The 16929-nt window shown below is 60.9% G+C and carries 15 protein-coding genes; 10 read left to right on the plus strand and 5 right to left on the minus strand.

The features are described from left to right. Positions 1 to 51: 51 nt before the first annotated feature. Together NKI25_RS10410 and NKI25_RS10415 are read right to left on the minus strand one after the other, a co-directional pair. Positions 52 to 1020, minus strand: coding sequence for a GlxA family transcriptional regulator (locus NKI25_RS10410; protein ID WP_352998411.1), 969 nt, complete (start codon positions 1018 to 1020; stop codon positions 52 to 54). Between the two features lie 312 nt (positions 1021 to 1332). Continuing rightward, positions 1333 to 2046, minus strand: a complete 714-nt coding sequence (locus NKI25_RS10415; protein ID WP_023675482.1) for a transcriptional regulator NanR — start codon at positions 2044 to 2046, stop codon at positions 1333 to 1335. A 182-nt stretch (positions 2047 to 2228) separates the two neighbouring features. Here NKI25_RS10415 and oiaX point away from each other — a divergent pair, with 182 nt between their 5' ends. Next, on the plus strand, positions 2229 to 3503 hold the full coding sequence (gene oiaX, locus NKI25_RS10420) for a 3-oxo-isoapionate-4-phosphate decarboxylase OiaX (RefSeq protein WP_352998412.1): 1275 nt from the start codon (positions 2229 to 2231) through the stop codon (positions 3501 to 3503). Positions 3504 to 3507: 4 nt separating this feature from the next. Then, a complete protein-coding gene (locus tag NKI25_RS10425) occupies positions 3508 to 4842 on the plus strand; it encodes a four-carbon acid sugar kinase family protein (protein WP_352586644.1) in 1335 nt (444 codons plus the stop codon). A 113-nt stretch (positions 4843 to 4955) separates the two neighbouring features. On the opposite strand, the gene NKI25_RS10430 is transcribed toward NKI25_RS10425, so the two are convergent. Beyond that, a complete protein-coding gene (locus NKI25_RS10430) occupies positions 4956 to 5453 on the minus strand; it encodes a hypothetical protein (protein ID WP_352998413.1) in 498 nt (165 codons plus the stop codon). Positions 5454 to 5735: 282 nt separating this feature from the next. On the opposite strand from NKI25_RS10430, the gene NKI25_RS10435 reads away from it, so the two are divergent. The 3 genes from NKI25_RS10435 to NKI25_RS10445 all read left to right on the plus strand — a co-directional run bounded on the left by NKI25_RS10435 (position 5736) and on the right by NKI25_RS10445 (position 9515). Continuing rightward, positions 5736 to 7253, plus strand: a complete 1518-nt coding sequence (locus tag NKI25_RS10435) for a S10 family peptidase (protein ID WP_352586648.1) — start codon at positions 5736 to 5738, stop codon at positions 7251 to 7253. A 145-nt stretch (positions 7254 to 7398) separates the two neighbouring features. Continuing rightward, positions 7399 to 8844 (plus strand): sensor histidine kinase, encoded by a 1446-nt coding sequence (locus NKI25_RS10440; protein WP_502897361.1) that lies wholly within the window; start codon positions 7399 to 7401, stop codon positions 8842 to 8844. Beyond that, on the plus strand, positions 8841 to 9515 hold the full coding sequence (locus NKI25_RS10445; protein ID WP_023675488.1) for a LuxR C-terminal-related transcriptional regulator: 675 nt from the start codon (positions 8841 to 8843) through the stop codon (positions 9513 to 9515). Before NKI25_RS10440 ends, NKI25_RS10445 begins: the two co-directional genes overlap by 4 nt. Before the next feature lie 39 nt (positions 9516 to 9554). Here NKI25_RS10445 and NKI25_RS10450 read toward each other — a convergent pair whose 3' ends face one another. After that, positions 9555 to 10013 (minus strand): hypothetical protein, encoded by a 459-nt coding sequence (locus NKI25_RS10450; protein WP_352998414.1) that lies wholly within the window; start codon positions 10011 to 10013, stop codon positions 9555 to 9557. An 896-nt stretch (positions 10014 to 10909) separates the two neighbouring features. On the opposite strand from NKI25_RS10450, the gene NKI25_RS10455 reads away from it, so the two are divergent. The 5 genes from NKI25_RS10455 (at position 10910) to NKI25_RS10475 (ending at position 16347) form a co-directional block, all read left to right on the plus strand. After that, on the plus strand, positions 10910 to 11914 hold the full coding sequence (locus NKI25_RS10455; protein ID WP_352586654.1) for a LacI family DNA-binding transcriptional regulator: 1005 nt from the start codon (positions 10910 to 10912) through the stop codon (positions 11912 to 11914). Between the two features lie 73 nt (positions 11915 to 11987). After that, complete coding sequence (locus tag NKI25_RS10460; protein ID WP_023675491.1) at positions 11988 to 13343, plus strand: ABC transporter substrate-binding protein; 1356 nt, start codon at positions 11988 to 11990, stop codon at positions 13341 to 13343. A 21-nt stretch (positions 13344 to 13364) separates the two neighbouring features. Then, positions 13365 to 14291, plus strand: a complete 927-nt coding sequence (locus NKI25_RS10465; protein WP_031211400.1) for a carbohydrate ABC transporter permease — start codon at positions 13365 to 13367, stop codon at positions 14289 to 14291. After that, positions 14284 to 15126 (plus strand): carbohydrate ABC transporter permease, encoded by an 843-nt coding sequence (locus tag NKI25_RS10470; RefSeq protein WP_023675493.1) that lies wholly within the window; start codon positions 14284 to 14286, stop codon positions 15124 to 15126. The genes NKI25_RS10465 and NKI25_RS10470 overlap by 8 nt, the downstream gene beginning before the upstream one ends. Before the next feature lie 24 nt (positions 15127 to 15150). Next, positions 15151 to 16347, plus strand: coding sequence for a glycoside hydrolase family 172 protein (locus tag NKI25_RS10475; RefSeq protein ID WP_352998415.1), 1197 nt, complete (start codon positions 15151 to 15153; stop codon positions 16345 to 16347). A gap of 76 nt (positions 16348 to 16423) precedes the next feature. On the opposite strand, the gene NKI25_RS10480 is transcribed toward NKI25_RS10475, so the two are convergent. Continuing rightward, positions 16424 to 16849 (minus strand): VOC family protein, encoded by a 426-nt coding sequence (locus NKI25_RS10480; protein ID WP_245274639.1) that lies wholly within the window; start codon positions 16847 to 16849, stop codon positions 16424 to 16426. Positions 16850 to 16929 lie beyond the last annotated feature (80 nt).

Below are 16929 nucleotides of genomic sequence, written 5' to 3' on the forward strand. Positions count from 1 at the left end.
CGCACTTCCGCGGCGGTTGCCCGTAGCCGCAGCACTTCCGTTGCCGACTTGTCACCGGATTTGCTTTCGAAACTCGCCTGGTGCCATTCCAGTTGCCTTGGAAAAAAGGCGGCTGAACGAGGCGACGTCCTGATATCCGACGCGATAGCAAATTTCTGAAACACTCAGTTTCGTTTCCTCAAGCATGGATTTTGCCAACTCCAGCCGCCGTTCCTGGATCCATTTTCCCGGCGTTGTCTGGAGTTCGTCGAAAAATCTGCGAGACAGGGTTCGCGAAGACATGCCCAATTCAGTTGCGAGAAATTTCAGATCGATTTCCGACATCTTGTCTTTCGAGAGCTCGCGCAGCTTGTTCTCGAATGGGCTGGCCTCGTTCGAAATTTCGTCGAGAGAAAATTCGTAGGGACTCTGGAATTTGCGCGGCGGAGGAAGAACCAGAAGTTTTCGAATGATCCGCTCCTCTTTCGAGAAGCCCAGATCGATCAGCAAAGCCCTGGCGAGTTCGAGTCCGGAAAACCCGCCTCCGCATGTGTAAAGGCGGTCCTGGCGAATGAGCAGGCGGGAAGCGTCCCATCGCACTTGCGGAAACCGGCGGCTTGCCTCGGCTTTCAGCCACCAGGATATCGTTGCGCGTTTACCGTCCAATAATCCCGAATTGGCGAGCAGATAACACGCGCCGCAATGTGCTGCGATGATTGCGTCCTGCTGTTGCGCGAGCGCGATCAGCGGTTTTGAATGTTCACTCTCCTCGTCGAGCGAGCGCAGAAGCTCCGGAATCTCGACGCCCGGCATCGCAATGAGAATCAGGACATCCATTTTCCGGGATGGTTGAGCCTTCGTCGGGAAGGAAATTCCTGTACTTGATGTCGACGGCGCGCCCCTTGAAACGAACTCACAGGAGAGAACCTGTGACCGGCAGACGTCATTCACAAGCTGAAACATTTCCACGAGCGTCGAGACGACGGCCGAATAGAAATTCGTCGGCAGCCAGATCACGACGTGGAGGCTCCTGTCAGCCATTGCGGTTCTCCGGGTGTCGTTCTCGCCGATTGGCAAATCTAGCATAGTCTTTGCAAGAATTGCCAATTCAAGAAGAAGCCAGGCGCCTCCAAGACGGGCCTATGCGGGCCTGCTGACGAAAGCGGGCGGCGGAAATCCACGGCTGGGAAGATGCAAATGCTGAAATCGCTGAATGAAAACAACGCGGCACATACACCGGATTCAGACGGCAACATAAAACTGCGTCGGTCCGGGCTCAGGCTGATCTGTGGTCAGCCAGTAGGCCGAGAGCAAGGTCCGACCGCGACGCCGGTCGGGACCTGCACTTGATTTTCAGTTGCCGGAATTCATCACGTAGAGCGCGCGCGAGCGTTCGAGGTGCTTGATCATCGCCTTCTCGGCGCCATCCGCATCCTTGACTTCGATGCGTCCGACGATCTCTTCGTGCTCGGTTAGCGTGAACTTTTCCTTGCCGGTCCAGATCAGCATTTCGGTGTGGTATTCCTTTAGCCAGCCTAGCATTGCCTCGCTGACGGCGACATAGATCGGGTTACCGGATATTGCCGCGATCTGTGTGTGGAATTTCATGTCGGCGGATATGAAGGCTTCCGAGTTGCCACGATGGCTGCGCTGCTCGGCGACCGTTTCCCGCAGCCGCTGCACGTCCTCGGCTGTGGCCTTTTCTGCAGCTTCCTTGACCATTCCGCGCTCGAAGAAGATGCGCGCGTTCTTGAGGTGCTCGAGCGTGTCTTTCGATGACGACAGGATGATCTTGGCTGCGCCGTCGACCTGCTTGATGATCGACTTGGCGGTGAGCTGCAGCACCTTGGCACGCTCGCCATGCGAGATCGCGACCAGCCCCATATTGCTCAATGCCTGCATCGCCTCCCGGATCGCCGGCCTGCCGACCTCGAAACGCTCCATCAATTCGCGCTCCGACGGCATGTCGTCACCCGGCAGCAATTCGCCGCCGGTGATCAGGCGCTTCAGTCTCAAGAATACTTCGTCGGAAAGCTTGCGCCGGACGATCGGCTCCGAACGGTTCATCGTCGCGAATCACTCCTTTGGCCGGCCCCCTATCTAGCATTTCCGGCGTGATCCGGAACGCCTGCTGCCGGCTCGCCCGGCCCTGCCCAGCCGGATAGGGCTTGCAAAGCTTATGTACTCATTATACCAGATTTCAAGGGCCAAGGAACCTTTTTCGAACCACCCCGGCAGGCCGCGCGAATATGATTGTTCTTACCTATCGCATCGAAACGCCCGGCAATATCGAGGCGCTGGCGGCCAAGATTGCAAGCGACCAGTCGACCGGGACCTTCGTCGCGCTGGCCGGCGAGACGGAAGAGCTCAAGGCCAGGGTCGCAGCGCGAGTCCTGGCGATACGGCATCTGCCGGACGCGGACCGGCCGTCCCTTCCCGAAACCGGTTCGGGAGCAAGCCCCGAAGCACGCAACGGCCCGGTCAAGCGCGCCGACATCGATATCGCCTTTCCGCTGGACGCCATCGGCACCGACCTGTCGGCGCTGATGACCATCGCCATCGGCGGCGCCTTTTCGATCAAGGGCCTGTCCGGCATCCGTGTCGTCGACATGAAGCTACCCGAGGAGTACCGGGGCGCGCATCCGGGCCCGCAATTCGGCGTCACGGGCAGCCGCAGGCTGACCGGTGTCGCGGATCGTCCGATCATCGGGACCATCGTCAAGCCGGCGCTGGGACTCCGCCCGTACGAGACGGCCGCAATGGTGCAAGAGCTGATTGCCGCTGGCGTCGACTTCATCAAGGACGACGAGAAGCTGATGAGCCCGGCCTATTCACCGCTGTCGGAGCGAGTGAGGGCAATCATGCCGCTGATCCTCGACCACGAGCAGAAGAGCGGTAAGAAGGTCATGTATGCCTTCGGCATTTCACATGCCGATCCCGACGAGATGATGCGAAACCACGATCTGGTGGCAAAGGCCGGTGGCAATTGCGCGGTGGTCAACATCAATTCGATCGGCTTTGGTGGCATGGCTTACCTCCGAAAGCGCTCTAGCCTGGTGCTCCATGCCCACCGCAATGGCTGGGACATTCTCACCCGCCATCCCGGCCTCGGCATGGATTTCAAGGTCTGGCAGCAGTTCTGGCGGTTGCTCGGCGTCGACCAGTTCCAGATCAACGGCATCGCCTCGAAATACTGGGAACCCGACTGGTCCTTCGTCGAATCCTTCAAGGCGGTGACCACGCCGATCTTTTCGCCGGCCGATTGCGCATTGCCGGTCGCCGGCTCCGGCCAGTGGGGCGGGCAGGCGCCTGAAACCTTCCAGCGAACCGGCCGAACGGTCGATCTTCTCTATCTCTGCGGCGGTGGCATCGTCAGCCACCCGGACGGGCCGGGCGCCGGCGTGCGCGCCGTGCAGCAGGCCTGGCAGGCGGCGGTCCAAGACATTCCGATGGCGGATTATGCCTTGAGCCATGTCGAGCTGGCGCGGTCGATCGAGAAGTTCGGCGGCGGCGAGGCGGCCTGACGCCATGCAAAACCTCCTTCTGAGTTACTATGGCGACGACCTGACCGGCTCGACCGACGTTATGGAGGCGCTCGAGCTCGGCGGCGTGCCGACCGTCCTGTTCATGCGCCAGCCGGACGAGGCGCTGCTTTCGCAATTTGCGCATTGCCGCGCCCTCGGGCTGGCCGGCACCAGCCGCAGCGAGACGCCGCAGTGGATGGACACGCATCTGCGAGATGCCTTCGCCTGGCTGAAGACCGTCAACGCCGAGATCTGCCACTACAAGGTTTGCTCGACCTTCGATTCCAGCCCGGCAATCGGCAGCATCGGCCGGGCGATCGAAATCGGCCGCTCGGTTTTCCGGCAAGACGGCGTGCCGCTGGTGGTCGGCGCGCCGCAGCTGAAGCGCTACACCGCCTTCGGTCATCTGTTCGCGGCCTATCGCGAAAAATATTTCCGCATCGACCGCCATCCCGTGATGAGCCGCCATCCGACCACGCCGATGGACGAATCCGACCTGCTGATCCATCTGTCGCGCCAGACCAGCCTCGCCTCGGGCCTGGTCGACCTGGCGACGCTGCAGTCTGCGTCGCGGTCGAAAGCATTCGACCGGCTTGTGGAGAATGGCTCAGGTATCGTGCTTGTCGATGTCGATAGCCTGGAAACCCAGGCACTTGCCGGCAAGGAGATTTGGCGCGCTCGCAAGCCGGGCGGTTATTTCGTCGTCGGCTCTTCAGGCATCGAATATGCCTTGCTGGTCGAATGGGCATCGAACCGGATCGTGGATACCAAATCCGCCTTTTCGCCGCCGGGCGCTGCCGACAGGATCGCCGTGGTCTCGGGGAGCTGCTCGCCGACGACGGAACGACAGATCCGTCATTCTCTGGCCGACGGCTTCGACGGGATCGAGCTCGACCCGGTCGAACTGGTTTCTGAGGCTTCGAACGACGCGATTGCGCGCGCGGTGGCAACCGGCCGCTCCAGCCTACGGGCCGGGCGCAGCGTCATCCTCTACACCGCGCTCGGACCTGCGGCCGACCGCGGTGCAGAAATCGATCTCCGGGAAGGCGCCCGCCATAAGCTCGGCCGCGGCCTTGGCGAGGTTCTCCGCGAACTGACGCTTCAAGAGAAGCTACTGCGCGTGGTCATCGCCGGCGGCGACACGTCGAGCCATGCACTTGGCCAGATGGGCGTCGACGCGCTGACTGTGCGAATGCCGCTGCCGGCATCGCCGGGCTCGCCACTTTGTGTGGCGCATTCAAGCATTAAGGCGATCGATGGGCTGGAAATTGCCCTCAAGGGCGGGCAGGTCGGAACCGACCGCTATTTCTCCACTATTCGCGATGGGGTCGGCGGTTGAGAGCGGGGAATATCAGGTCAAATCGGTGATGCTCGATCGGGATCGAGGATAGTCACTAGCCGGCAAACCAGAAATCTCAGGCGTTCAGATCAGCGGCAATGCCACTCATCCCGCTATCTGCCCATTGCCCTGCCTGGATGATACTGACGGGCGTAGGCGACACAGGCGTCCACCGTGCTGACACAGAGCGCATCGCGGTTGTTCGGCAGGTTATTGTCGCCGGCGTAGGCAACCTCGGCAACATGACCGTCAACCATTCGAATTTGTGTGTCGCAATAGCCGCCGGGGGCGACGTTGACGGAACCTCCGAGCGCCGGGACCGGGCCAATGGCCACCGTCGGAACCACAATGTTGAGATTGCCGCGTTGAACGACGCGCTGATAGGTCCAGATCTGGCCGGATTTGCCGACCTCGGCAGTGGCGGTCGGAAAGCCGGCGCACATTCGAACGTCCGCCTCGCTAAGGCCGACCATCTCCCTGCGGGCTGCCGCCGCCGTGGTGTCCTCCTTTGCAGTGCTCGACGTGTCGTCGGGCATGACGCAGGAAGACAGGATGGCGGCGCTTGCCGATAGAAGGAGAAGGGCAAGCTTTCGGGTGTGGAAAGATGTCATACCAACTTCGGATTGCACGGGAGCCCCGAATGCCAACCTAGGAAGTGGGCCAATCGAGTCAACCGGCAGAAAATTCACGAAGTCGTTTGGTCCGCCATTCCGCCGCACGCATCTGCTGGAAGAGGTTGAGGCTGCCGCCGTGACCCTCGCGCCCTATCTTCCGCCTGGGCATCGGATTTCCAAATCCGACCCCTCTTCTTGTCAGATGTACTGGCGCACGGTGCTGTGACTTTGGTTCGGCCGACGGTGTGCTAGTTTCCAGCCAATTGCTCCGGAGACATCATGCCTATCAAGCTGCAAGAAATCGCCGTCGCTCTTCTGCTGTTGGTTGCCGGAGTTGGGGTGGGTCACGCCGAGACGGCCCAGCGGCCGCCGCCCACAGGCGGGGTTCTCTCGCTCCTGCCACCGCCGCAGACTTCCGATCATTCGACCGTCATTGCCGGACGCACACTCGATTACGAGGCCAAGGCCGGCACGCTGTCATTGCCGTCCGGCAAAGGCGATATCACCGCCGAGATTTTCTACGTCGCCTATGCACTGCATTCCGGGAAAGAAACGGGACCGGATCCGCGGCGCCCGATCACCTTCGTGTTCAATGGCGGTCCGGGAGCAGCTTCCGCTTATCTTCATCTCGGCGCGCTCGGTCCGCGGGTCCTGGCGACGGCGGCCGATGGAAGTTTCCTGCCGCCGCCGCAGAGGCTGTTCGACAACCCCGACACTTGGCTCGACATGACCGACTTGGTCTTTGTGGACCCTGTTGGAACCGGCTACAGCCGTGAAGCGCCCGGCACGGAAGCACACAGCTTCTGGGGCGTCAGCCAGGACGCCGCGTCGATAGGCGCGTTTATCCGGCTCTATCTGGCGCAGACGAACCGTACGGCATCGCCTGTCTTCCTGGCTGGCGAAAGCTATGGCGGCTTTCGAGCAGCATTGCTCGCCAGGAAGCTTCAGGAAGACATCGGCATCAGCCCGAGTGGCGTCGTGCTGATTTCGCCGGCGCTCGAATTCACGCTGGTGCGCCCGGACGAGTTCCAGCCGCTCCACTGGGCGCTGGAACTGCCGTCGCTGGCGGCAGTGCGCCTACACAGCGAAGGCGTTTCCGGCCCGGCCCTGCAGGAGCGGCTGGCGGAAGTCGAACGCTATGCGCTCGGCGATTATCTGGCCGCGCTGGCAGGTGGGCTGGAGCAGGGTGGACGCCTGGCGAGCCAGCGTGTCGCCGCAATCACCGGTCTGCCGCTCGATCTCGTCCAGCGGCACTTTGCACGCATTCCCATAGGGCTGTTCGCCAAGGAGTTTGCACGGGCAAAGGGCAATGTTCTCAGCGCCTATGACGGCAACATCGCGACAGCGGACGTGGCGCCAGAGAGCCTGGGAGTCGAGGGTCCCGATCCGGTGCTCGACCGAAGCGTGCCGGCGCTCACCTCCGCTTTCGTCGGCTATGTGCGTGATGAATTGAACTTCCGCACGGATATCAGCTATCGGCTTCTCAACCGTGAAGTCAGCGGCAATTGGGACTATGGGACGAGCGCGACGCGTCAGGGCTATGCGGGTGTCATGGACGACCTTCAACAGGCGCGCGTGCTAAACCCCAGCCTCGGCGTGCTGATCGTCAACGGCTACAGCGACCTGGTGACGCCGTACATGGGCTCGCGCTACCTGCTTGGTCAAATTCCTTCGCTTGCCGGCGCAAAGCCCATTCGCACCGAGGTGCTGGAGGGCGGGCACATGATGTATCTGAGGCCGGATGGACGGGCGGCACTGAAGCAGGCCGCGTCCGAGCTTTACCGAACGACGCAATGAGACGGTTTGCCCAAAAAAGCGCCGGATACGCTGTTCGCCCTCTCATCAGGCCCTAGTTCCATCGCGATTGATCGGTTACACACCTAGGATGCCGTCTTTCAGCGACGTTCGACAACGGATTAGCCGGCTCTCCAGAATCGCGCCACTGGTGCGGCGTGCCGTCGAGCGGGCCATTCGGAACACCAAGCCACACAGGCTGACAAGCCTTGTTGACCGTTGGAATGCGCTGTCGCTGGCAACGCAGTTCCTGCTCGCGGGCGGTCTATTTTCCCTGTCAGCCATGGTGGTGGTGGGGATTTCCGTCACGAACCATATAGAAACCGTGGTCACGCAGAATTCGGCATCCGCAACGGCTCTTTACGTGGACAGCGTTATCGCACCGCTGCTTCCGGATATGCGCAAGAGCGAAGTGCTCGACGAGAGCGTCGCCCACGCGCTCGATGAAACGCTGGGACAAGGGGCACTCGGCACAAGGCTCGAATCCTTCAAGCTCTGGCGTCGCGACGGAACCATCCTGTATTCGACCGACAAGACATTGATCGGCAAGCGCTTTGAACCCAGCGACAATCTCCGGACGGCATTCGCAGGCCAAATGGTTTCGGAGTTCGACAAGCTCGACGATCCGGACAGCGAGGCCGAAAGAGCCAGCGGCTTGCATCTCCTCGAGATCTACAATCCGGTGCTGCAGCCATGGTCGGGGGAAGTGGTGGCCGTTTCGGAATTCTACGAGGTCGCCACTGATTTTGAAAGAAACCTGCATCAGGCGCTCATTCGAACCTGGCTGGACGTTGCCGCCGTCACAGCGGCCTTCTTTCTCGGGCTGTCGGCAATCGTGTTCCGTGGCAGCCGCATGATCAGTTCGCAGAGCCGCTCGTTGAAGCAGCGCATTGCCGAGCTTTCCGATCTGCTTGCGCAAAACAGACTGTTGAGGCTGCGGGTGCAGCGTGCCTCGCAGCGTGCCACCGCACTTAACGAACGCTATCTCAGGCGCATCGGTGCGGACTTGCACGATGGCCCCGCGCAATTGGTTGCTCTCGCGGCGCTGGGGATCGACAGCCCCGTCATTGCCGATCCCGCTACGCCGCAATCGAAGCGTGCACAGGAATTGCTGGCCATCAAAGCACATCTGGACGATGCCATGCGCGAGATCAGGAGCATCAGCAAGGGCCTTGTCCTGCCGCATATCGAGCATGCCGAACTGGGTGAAATTCTCCAGCTAGCCGTACAGGCGCACGAAGAACGAACCGGCGTCAAAGTGAGATTATCGATGACCGGCGGCCATGCGCCGTTGTCGCCGGCGGCCAAGATCTGCATCTTCCGCTTCGTCCAGGAGGCGCTGAACAATGGATTCCGTCATGCCGGAGGTGAAGGTCAGTCGGTCGAGAAACATTTCGACGGCGAGCGCGTTTGTATCGAAGTGGCCGACGCCGGCGCTGGCTTTGACCCGCAAATCGTGCGTCCCGAGAGGCTGGGACTCGTTGGGCTGCGCGAGCGGGTGGAAAGCCTCGGGGGTCAGTTTACCGTGACTTCCTCACAGAGTGGCACAGTCGTAAGAATGGGCCTCAACATCGTTGAAATGGGGCAGACATGACAGTAGCCATCAAGCTCGCCATCGTCGACGACCACCCGCTGTTCAGGGAAGGCGTTGTGCGCACGCTCGATCAGATCGGCGGGTTCGAGATCGTCGGTGAAGGAAGCAGCAGAGACGATGCCCTGCGGATAATCGAAGACCAGCGGCCCGACATTCTGCTGATGGACATCTCGGTTCCTGGAGGTGGCCTTGGCGTGATCGGACCGGCCCTTGAGCGGCATCCGGCACTGAAAATTGTGATGCTGACCGTTTCGGAAGAAAACCAGCACGTGATGACCGCGTTGCAGAGCGGGGCAAGGGGCTATGTTCTGAAGGGGGTCGGGTCGAGGACGTTGGCTGCGATCCTGCGCACGGTAGCGTCGGGCGAACGATATGTCTGTCCACAATTGTCGGCGCGCCTGTTGGCCGATCTCTCGGCTCAATCAAAAGAGCCGGCGAAAGCTGAAGGACTTGCCGACCTCACCAGCCGCGAAAGGGAGATCCTGACGCTGGTTGCCGCGGGACTGAGCAACAAGCGGATCGGGCTTCGGCTGAACCTGCATGAAAAGACGATAAAGCACCACATGACGCGAATCCTGGCCAAGCTCAACGTCAGCAACAGGACCGAAGCCGCCATGACCTTGCGCGACGCGACTGAGCGCCGCCATCCGCCTGTTCGCGATCATGCTTGAGCCGAAATTGCCGCACTGCGCGGCCATGTGAACTGGGCCTCAGTTGATCATTCCAAGCAACCTGTCCCGATCGGAACGCGTCGCCAGGCGCCGAATGATGATGCGGCCCTCGGCATCCCGCATTTCATATTGGTCGCTGTCGATGCGCTCACTGAGTCCGTTCGAATGCACCACGCCAATGCTCGGGCCGCTCACCTCGACCCGGTCTCCTGTGGATGCGTTGACAAAGAGTTTTGGCTTGCTATCGGGGTTTACCGCAGGGGCGGGATCAGGGAGATTGTCGTCCTGCGACTTTGCTTTGCCCTTGCCGGCACCAGCGTTCGAGTTCGAATTGCCGGAGTTTCCACCCGAATTGCCCGAATTGCCGTTCCCATTCCCCTTCCCGTTCCCGCCATTGCCGTTCCCGCCATCTTTGGCCCAGGCAGCCTGCGGGCCGAGCGGCTGCGATGATCCATCGACCACGACGCGATAGGGGCTCACGACGAGAATGAAGGTCAAGACGACTACAGAAATGCCGACATGACGTCCTCGTGAAGATCCGGTCCTTCGTTTCCGGGTCGTCATCAATGAACTTGTCAGTCGCATGTCGGAACTCCCCTTAATCATACGGCTTTGTCGTACTGCCTCCTGTTCGAATTCGTGTGATGCTTAAAACAATGGTTTGCGTCCGGAACGTCAAGGCCCACCAGTCCCACGATGGTAACTGGTGGGTCTCGCTAGCGCAGGAAGGGACTATTTACTGCGCAAGTCTTTTGCCTTCCCGTGGTTGCGTCTCTCCGCGATAGCGCCGAGTTCCCACTGTCAGCCAACAATAAATCCAATGGCCGCGATCCCGAAACACAGGCCAAATAACGGAAAAAGCAGCCAACGTGCCTGGTGAATGCTCGGGTCCATGGCGGCCTCCTGTAACAGTCGGCATCGCAACGGGGCTCCTCGGAACTCAGTTCCTGAAACTCTCGCATTTCGGGCTTTTGCGATAGCAGCCTCGGACCAAAGTTTGGCTGTGCGGGTCCTTGGTCGATAGGCCTACAGACTGAAGTCCCTATGCCAGGAGCCACCCTGCATTCGGCGACCTTTGTGTCCAACTGGCAGCTGCGATCCACCGCCCCCTTCGAATGCTTTGCGTTTCTGGCTCTATGGCAGCAACGCCGTTGGTCTACTGCCGCATCGTTGAAACTGCACCAATACAGACCCATATGCGAATTGCGTCGGATGTCTCCTCCCATTGCGTCCGGCGCGTTCCCCTCTGGAGGTTATAGACCTTCACACTTGGCCGGGCTTAACAGTCCGGCCTTTTCTTTTGGCATTTTGCGCAATCCGCCTGATGGCCCTAATTTGCGAGACATCGGTAAAATCGATTTGCAAATGCATTCATGTGCTCATAACCTGTCATCATGAGCACGATTTCCAAAGTTGCCACGCGAGCGGGCGTGTCGCGCACGACCGTGTCGCATGTCATCAACCATGCGGACCGGGTATCGAAATCGCTGCGTGAACGCGTACAAGCGGCGATCGACGAACTCGGCTACACGCCGAACCCGCAGGCGCAAAGTCTGCGCACCGGCCGCACCAACATCGTCGCGATGCTGATCCCGGACATCCGCAACCCGTTCTATCCGGAGCTGGTGAAAACGGCGCAGTCGACGCTCGAAGTGGTCGGCCTCGACATGCTGATCTTCAACACCGACGTGCCGGGCGGACATTCACAGGATCACGGCCGCGAGTATTTGCGCCAGATAGGGCGCAAGCGGGTCGACGGCGTCATCGTTGCCGACTTCGCGCTGCACGGCATGCACAGCGAACTGCTCAGCCTCGATCTGCCCGCCGTCTTCATCGGCCATCTGCCGAACCATGCTGTCGACAGCGTCCAGCTGGACGATTTCGGCGGCGGCTATCTGATGGGCGAGTATCTGGCGAAGAGGGGCCATCGCCGCGTCGCCCATGTCACCGGGCCATCCTTTTTCAAGGAGGCGATGGCGCGTGCTGCCGGCTTCGAAAAAGGGCTCGCCGACAATGGCGTGCCAATCTCCGCCGATCTGCGGTTCGAGGGAAGCTATCTTGCCCCGTCAGGGCGGGAAGCGGTCACCTGGCTCAGGGAGAAGCACGGCGGAAACCTGCCGTCGGCGATGTTCTTCGCCAATTATCTGATGGCCTCCGGTGCGCTGACCGAATTCTACGACCATGGGATCAATATCCCTCAGGATATCGCCATCGCAGTCTTCGATGACCTGCCTCAACTGGAATATGTCAGGCCGAAGCTGACCCGTGTCGGCAACAGTCCGACAATGCTTGCCAAGCGCGCCACGGAAATGCTGCTCGAACGGCTGGGTGGCAAAGTCGAGAGCGCGCCGCGCACCGAAGTGATCCCATGCGCGTTGAGCCCATTCGACAGCGCGTGACGCCAGATGCCGGCAAAGGGAACGGAGGTCCCTTCGCCAACGTTCGACCGAACAACATCCAAGGGAGGAATTGATGACTGACAAAACGACCCGCGACCGGCCATTGGCCAGCCTGAACCGTCGTCGGCTGATCCAGGGCGGCGCCACTTTCGCTGCCGCCGGCCTCACAGGCTTCCCGTTCATCAACAGGATGGCCGTGCGCGCTCAGGAAGCGCCGCTGAAATTCTGGCAGTTCTATGCGCCTGGCGGAGACGTGAAGCCGCAGGTCCAGTGGTTCGAAAAGCTGGTGGCCGACTGGAACGACGGCCACGACCAGAAGGTCGAGCTCGAATATGTCGTCAACAGCGAATACATCTCCGGTTCCAAGCTGGCAACGGCCTTCGCGTCGGGCGAGGGCCCTGACATCTTCCTCATCAGCCCCGGCGATTTCCTGCGTTATTACAATGGCGGCGTGCTTGCCGACCTGACGCCGCATATCGAGGATGCCGCCAAAGCCGATTTCCCGGAAAGCGTCATCGCCAACCGCATGGTGGACGGCAAGATCTACGGTGTGCCGATGGAAGTCGAGCCGATGGCCTTCTACTATTCGGTCAAAGCGTTCGAGGATGCAAAGCTCAACGAGAACGACGTGCCGAAGACCTGGGACGAGCTGTTGGCGGTCGCCAAAAAGCTGACGACGCCCAGTCGCTACGGCGTGCTGTTCGAAACGACTCCCGGCTATTACCAGAACTTCACCTGGTATCCGTTCCTGTGGCAGGGCGGCGGCGAATTCCAGGGCAAGGACGGCAAGAGCGCCTTCGATTCGCCGGCCACCGTCCAGGCGCTGAAACTCTGGCAGGATGCCATCAATACCGGCGTGGCGCCGCGTCAGGTGGTCGGCGGCGGCTTCGACATAGTCGCCAATCTCGGGGCAGGGCTGTGCGCCATGCAGAACTGCGGCATCTGGGGCATTTCGGCGATGGACAACAACGCCAAGGACGTGCCCTACGGCATCTTCAAATTGCCGACACCGGCCAATGGCAAATACGTCACCGTCGGCGGTGGCTGGGCCTTTGTCGCCAATGCCGGAGGCAAGAACCCAGATGCCTCCGCCCAGTTCTGCGCCTGGGCGCTAGCCTCAATGGACCAGGCCTCGATCGACCGGGTCGTCAACTGGTGCACTGTCGCCAAGAGCGACATGCCGCCGCGCAACAGCGCGCTGAAGGCCGGCGCCGATGTCTTCAGCACCGGCAAGTTCGGCACCTTCGCCAAGGAGATCCATCCGGGGACGCGCGCCGAGCCGCGGGTTCCGCCGGAGGCCTACAAGATCATCTCCGACGCCATCCAGTCGGCACAGCTTGGCGGGGTCGATGCCCAGCAGGCGGCGACGACGGCCAGTCAGCAACTCGATGCGTTCCTCGCTTCCTATTCCGGCGCGCCGATCCTTTAGGCCCTTTCCAGCATGGATCAGATGAAACCGCCAGCCGCGGGCGCGAATTCCGCCCGCGGCCTCACCGCCAAGCAAAGGGAGCGCTGCGCCGCATGGCTGTTCGTCCTGCCCGATGCGCTTGGCCTGCTGGTGTTCGTCGGCGTGCCGATGCTGCTGTCGCTCGTAGTCGGGTTCTTCGAGGTCAACGGCTTCGGCGGCTACAGGTTCGTCGGGTTCGGCAATTACAGGCGCATGTGGGGCGACCCGCTGTTCTGGTCGTCCGTGAAGGTGACGGTAGCTTATGCCGTCATGCTGGTGCCGGCGCTCTACGTCGCCGGACTGGGACTGGCGCTTCTGGTGCAGAAGACCAACCGCTTCAACGCGGTCATGCGCTCGATGTTCTTTGCGCCGCAGATGGTCAGCCTGGTCGTGGTGGCGCTCGTGTGGCAGCTCATGCTGGTCGAAAAGGTCGGCATCGTCAGCCGGCTGGCGCCGCTCGTCGGCCTCGGCGGAATTTCGCTGCTCGGCGATCCAAATCTGGCGCTGTTCACGCTGGTGCTGGTCAGCGTCTGGTTCCTGATGGGTTTCTACATGCTGATCTTCCTCGGCGGGCTCCAGGACATCCCGGCAGAGTACTACGAAGCCGCAAAGATCGACGGTGCCGGGCCGGTGACAAGCTTCTGGTACATTACTTTGCCCTTGCTCAAGCCGACCAGCTTCTTCGTCCTCCTGGTCTCGCTCGTCGCGGCTGTCGCCGGCGGCCAGGTCTTCGACCTGATCTATGTGATGACCAAAGGCGGTCCGGTCAATTCGACCTCGGTGCTGATCATCTACATCTACAAGCAGGCATTCCAGTTCGGCGCGTTCGGCTATGCATCGGCAATGGCATCGCTGCTGGTGCTGGCGCTGATGCTGGTCACGGTCTTCTTCTTCGTGCTGACGCGCGGCGGACGCTTCGAGCATGACTGACGGCCGAACTCCTTCCGGCCGTTCGCAGATACGGGCGGCGAGACTTGCCTGGATGCTGGCAACCGCCGCACTTGGCCTGATGACGGTATTCCCGCTTGTCTGGATGCTGGTCATCTCGCTCAAGCCGGCGAGCGACGTCTTCACGCCGAGCCTCATTCCGGAACGGCCGACGCTCGGCAATTTCCTCTACGTACTGACCGAGGTGCCGTTCCTGCGCTATCTCTTCAATTCGTTCTTTGTGTCGGCCACAGTAACCGTCGCTGCGCTGTTCTTCCATTCGATGGCCGGCTATTCGCTCGCACGGCTGCGTTTTCCGGGCCGCGACATTCTGTTCCTCGCCATGTTCTCGACCTTCCTGGTGTCGCTGCCGGTAATCATCGTGCCGCTGTTCATTTTGACGCGGACGCTGCATATGCTGGACAGCTATGCCGGGCTGATCATTCCGGCGATCTTCAACGCGTTCGGCATCTTTCTGCTCAGGCAATACTACCTGTCGCTGCCCAGGGAGTTGGAAGAAGCCGCGATCATGGACGGCGCCGGCTACTGGCGCATCTATTGGAGCATCATCCTGCCGCTCAGCCGGCCGATCCTGTCGGCGCTGGCGATCCTGTTCTTCCTCGCCAACTGGAACGCTTTCCTGTGGCCGCTGACGATCACCTCCGACCTCGATCTCTGGGTGGTGCAGGTTGCGATAGCAAATTTCAAGAGCCAGTACGCCGCCGCCTGGAATTACGTCATGGCCGCCTCGACCATCGTCGCCGTGCCGATGCTGGTCCTCTTCGTGATCTTCCAGCGCCAGATCATGGAATCCATCAAGACAAACGGCCTGAAATAACCGCTGAAGCAAGAGGAGAAACACATGGATAATGCCGGCCTGTCGCCGCTTCGCGGGCTCGCCAAATTGCGCGACGCCAAAACCCGCCGGTTCTCAAGCTACGACCGCACCGGCGGCAATGACGACCGGCTGCATATTGAACCCGGCCAGACGGTGGTGATTGCCGAGCATGACGGTGCCGGCATCGTCACGCATATCTGGGCGACGCTCGCCTGCAAGAGTGAGGACTTCCTGCGCAAGATCGTGCTGCGCGCTTACTGGGATGGCGAGGAATATCCGAGCATCGAAACGCCGATCGGCGATTTCTTCGGCATGGGCCACGCCCGCACGCGCAATTTTGCCAGCCTGCCGGTGCAGGCAAGTCCAGAGGATGGCAAGGCCTTCAACTGCTACTTTCCGATGCCGTTTGCCAGCCACATGCGCTTCACCGTCACCAATGAGGCTGAGGACGACCTGCTTCTCTATTACTATGTCGATCTCGAACTGCATGAGGAACTCGAGGAAGGCCTGGGCCGCTTCCACGCCCAATACAGGCAGCAGCGACCTGATGGCATAGACGAGACGGGGCTGGCCAACGAGCAGGTCCTGTTTGGCGGGGAAAACACCGACGGGAACGGCAACTACACCATCCTGGAGGCGGAAGGTCATGGCCACTATGTCGGCGTGCTCTATTCCGTCTATTCGCGGCGGCGTTCCGCACTATGGGACTGGTATGGCGAGGGCGACGACATGATCTTCGTCGATGGCGAGCCGGGCATTTCCGTGCCGGATACAGTGCGCAAGCCCGATCCGCGCATCGGACCGAAGGCCGAACTGATCGACGATCGCGGCGAGACCGGCCCCGGCGCCAACGATGCCTGGCCGCCGACGCTGCACGGCACCGGCACGGAAGATTATTTCAATACGGCATGGTGCCCGACACAGGACTACAGCGCGCCCTATCACGGCATCATCGCCGCCGGCGGGCCGAACTGGACCGAGCCGGTTACGCTCTATCGCTGGCACATAGAGGACCCGGTCATCTTCCACAAACGCATCCGGGTGACCATCGAGCACGGTCACGCCAATCGCCGCTCGGACGACATTTCGTCGGTCGCCTTCTGGTATCAGGCCGAACCGCACAAACCGTTCGAAGCGCTTGCCGATGTCGAGGACCGCATCCCCACCTATCGCGCGCCTTATCACAATTGGAATGCCGCCTTCGACGAGAAGAGGCGTTAGGCCGGGATGCGTTCGAATTGAACCGTGCATCCCGCGCTATCTGTGTCGGGGCACGACCGTGCCGCAGCGCGCCACCTCAGCTGCGAGGTGGAAGTTGCTGGACAGACCAGGTGTTGCCGTCGGGATCCTCAAAGAAGACAAATCTGCCCCAGGGAAAATCCTTGATATCGCTGACCTCGATACCTTGAGCGGCCAGGTACCGGTGTGCCTCATCGACATCGGGCACGACCAGTTGCAGGCCCCTTATGGATCCCGGGGGGCTGTCGACGAGGCCCTTGCCCATGGCAATCGAACAGGCCGAACCGGGCGGCGTCAATTGCACGAAACGTATCTCGTCGCTTACGGTGTGGTCGTGATCGAGATGAAAGCCGACCTTCCCAACATAAAAGGCAATTGCTCTATCGACGTCCGATACGGGGACCGGGACCAGTTCCAGCTTCCAATCCATGACAGCCCTTTCGCAGCTTGATCGCCAAGTGGTGCCGAACACCGTGGGCGCCATCCCGCCATCTTCCCAATGCCATTGTCGGCGCGGGCCGCTCAGTCAGTCAAGAGATACCCGGGCTCGGGCAACGTGAGGAC

The sequence above is a fragment of the Mesorhizobium sp. M0808 genome (assembly GCF_040320025.1).
GTDB lineage: Bacteria > Pseudomonadota > Alphaproteobacteria > Rhizobiales > Rhizobiaceae > Mesorhizobium.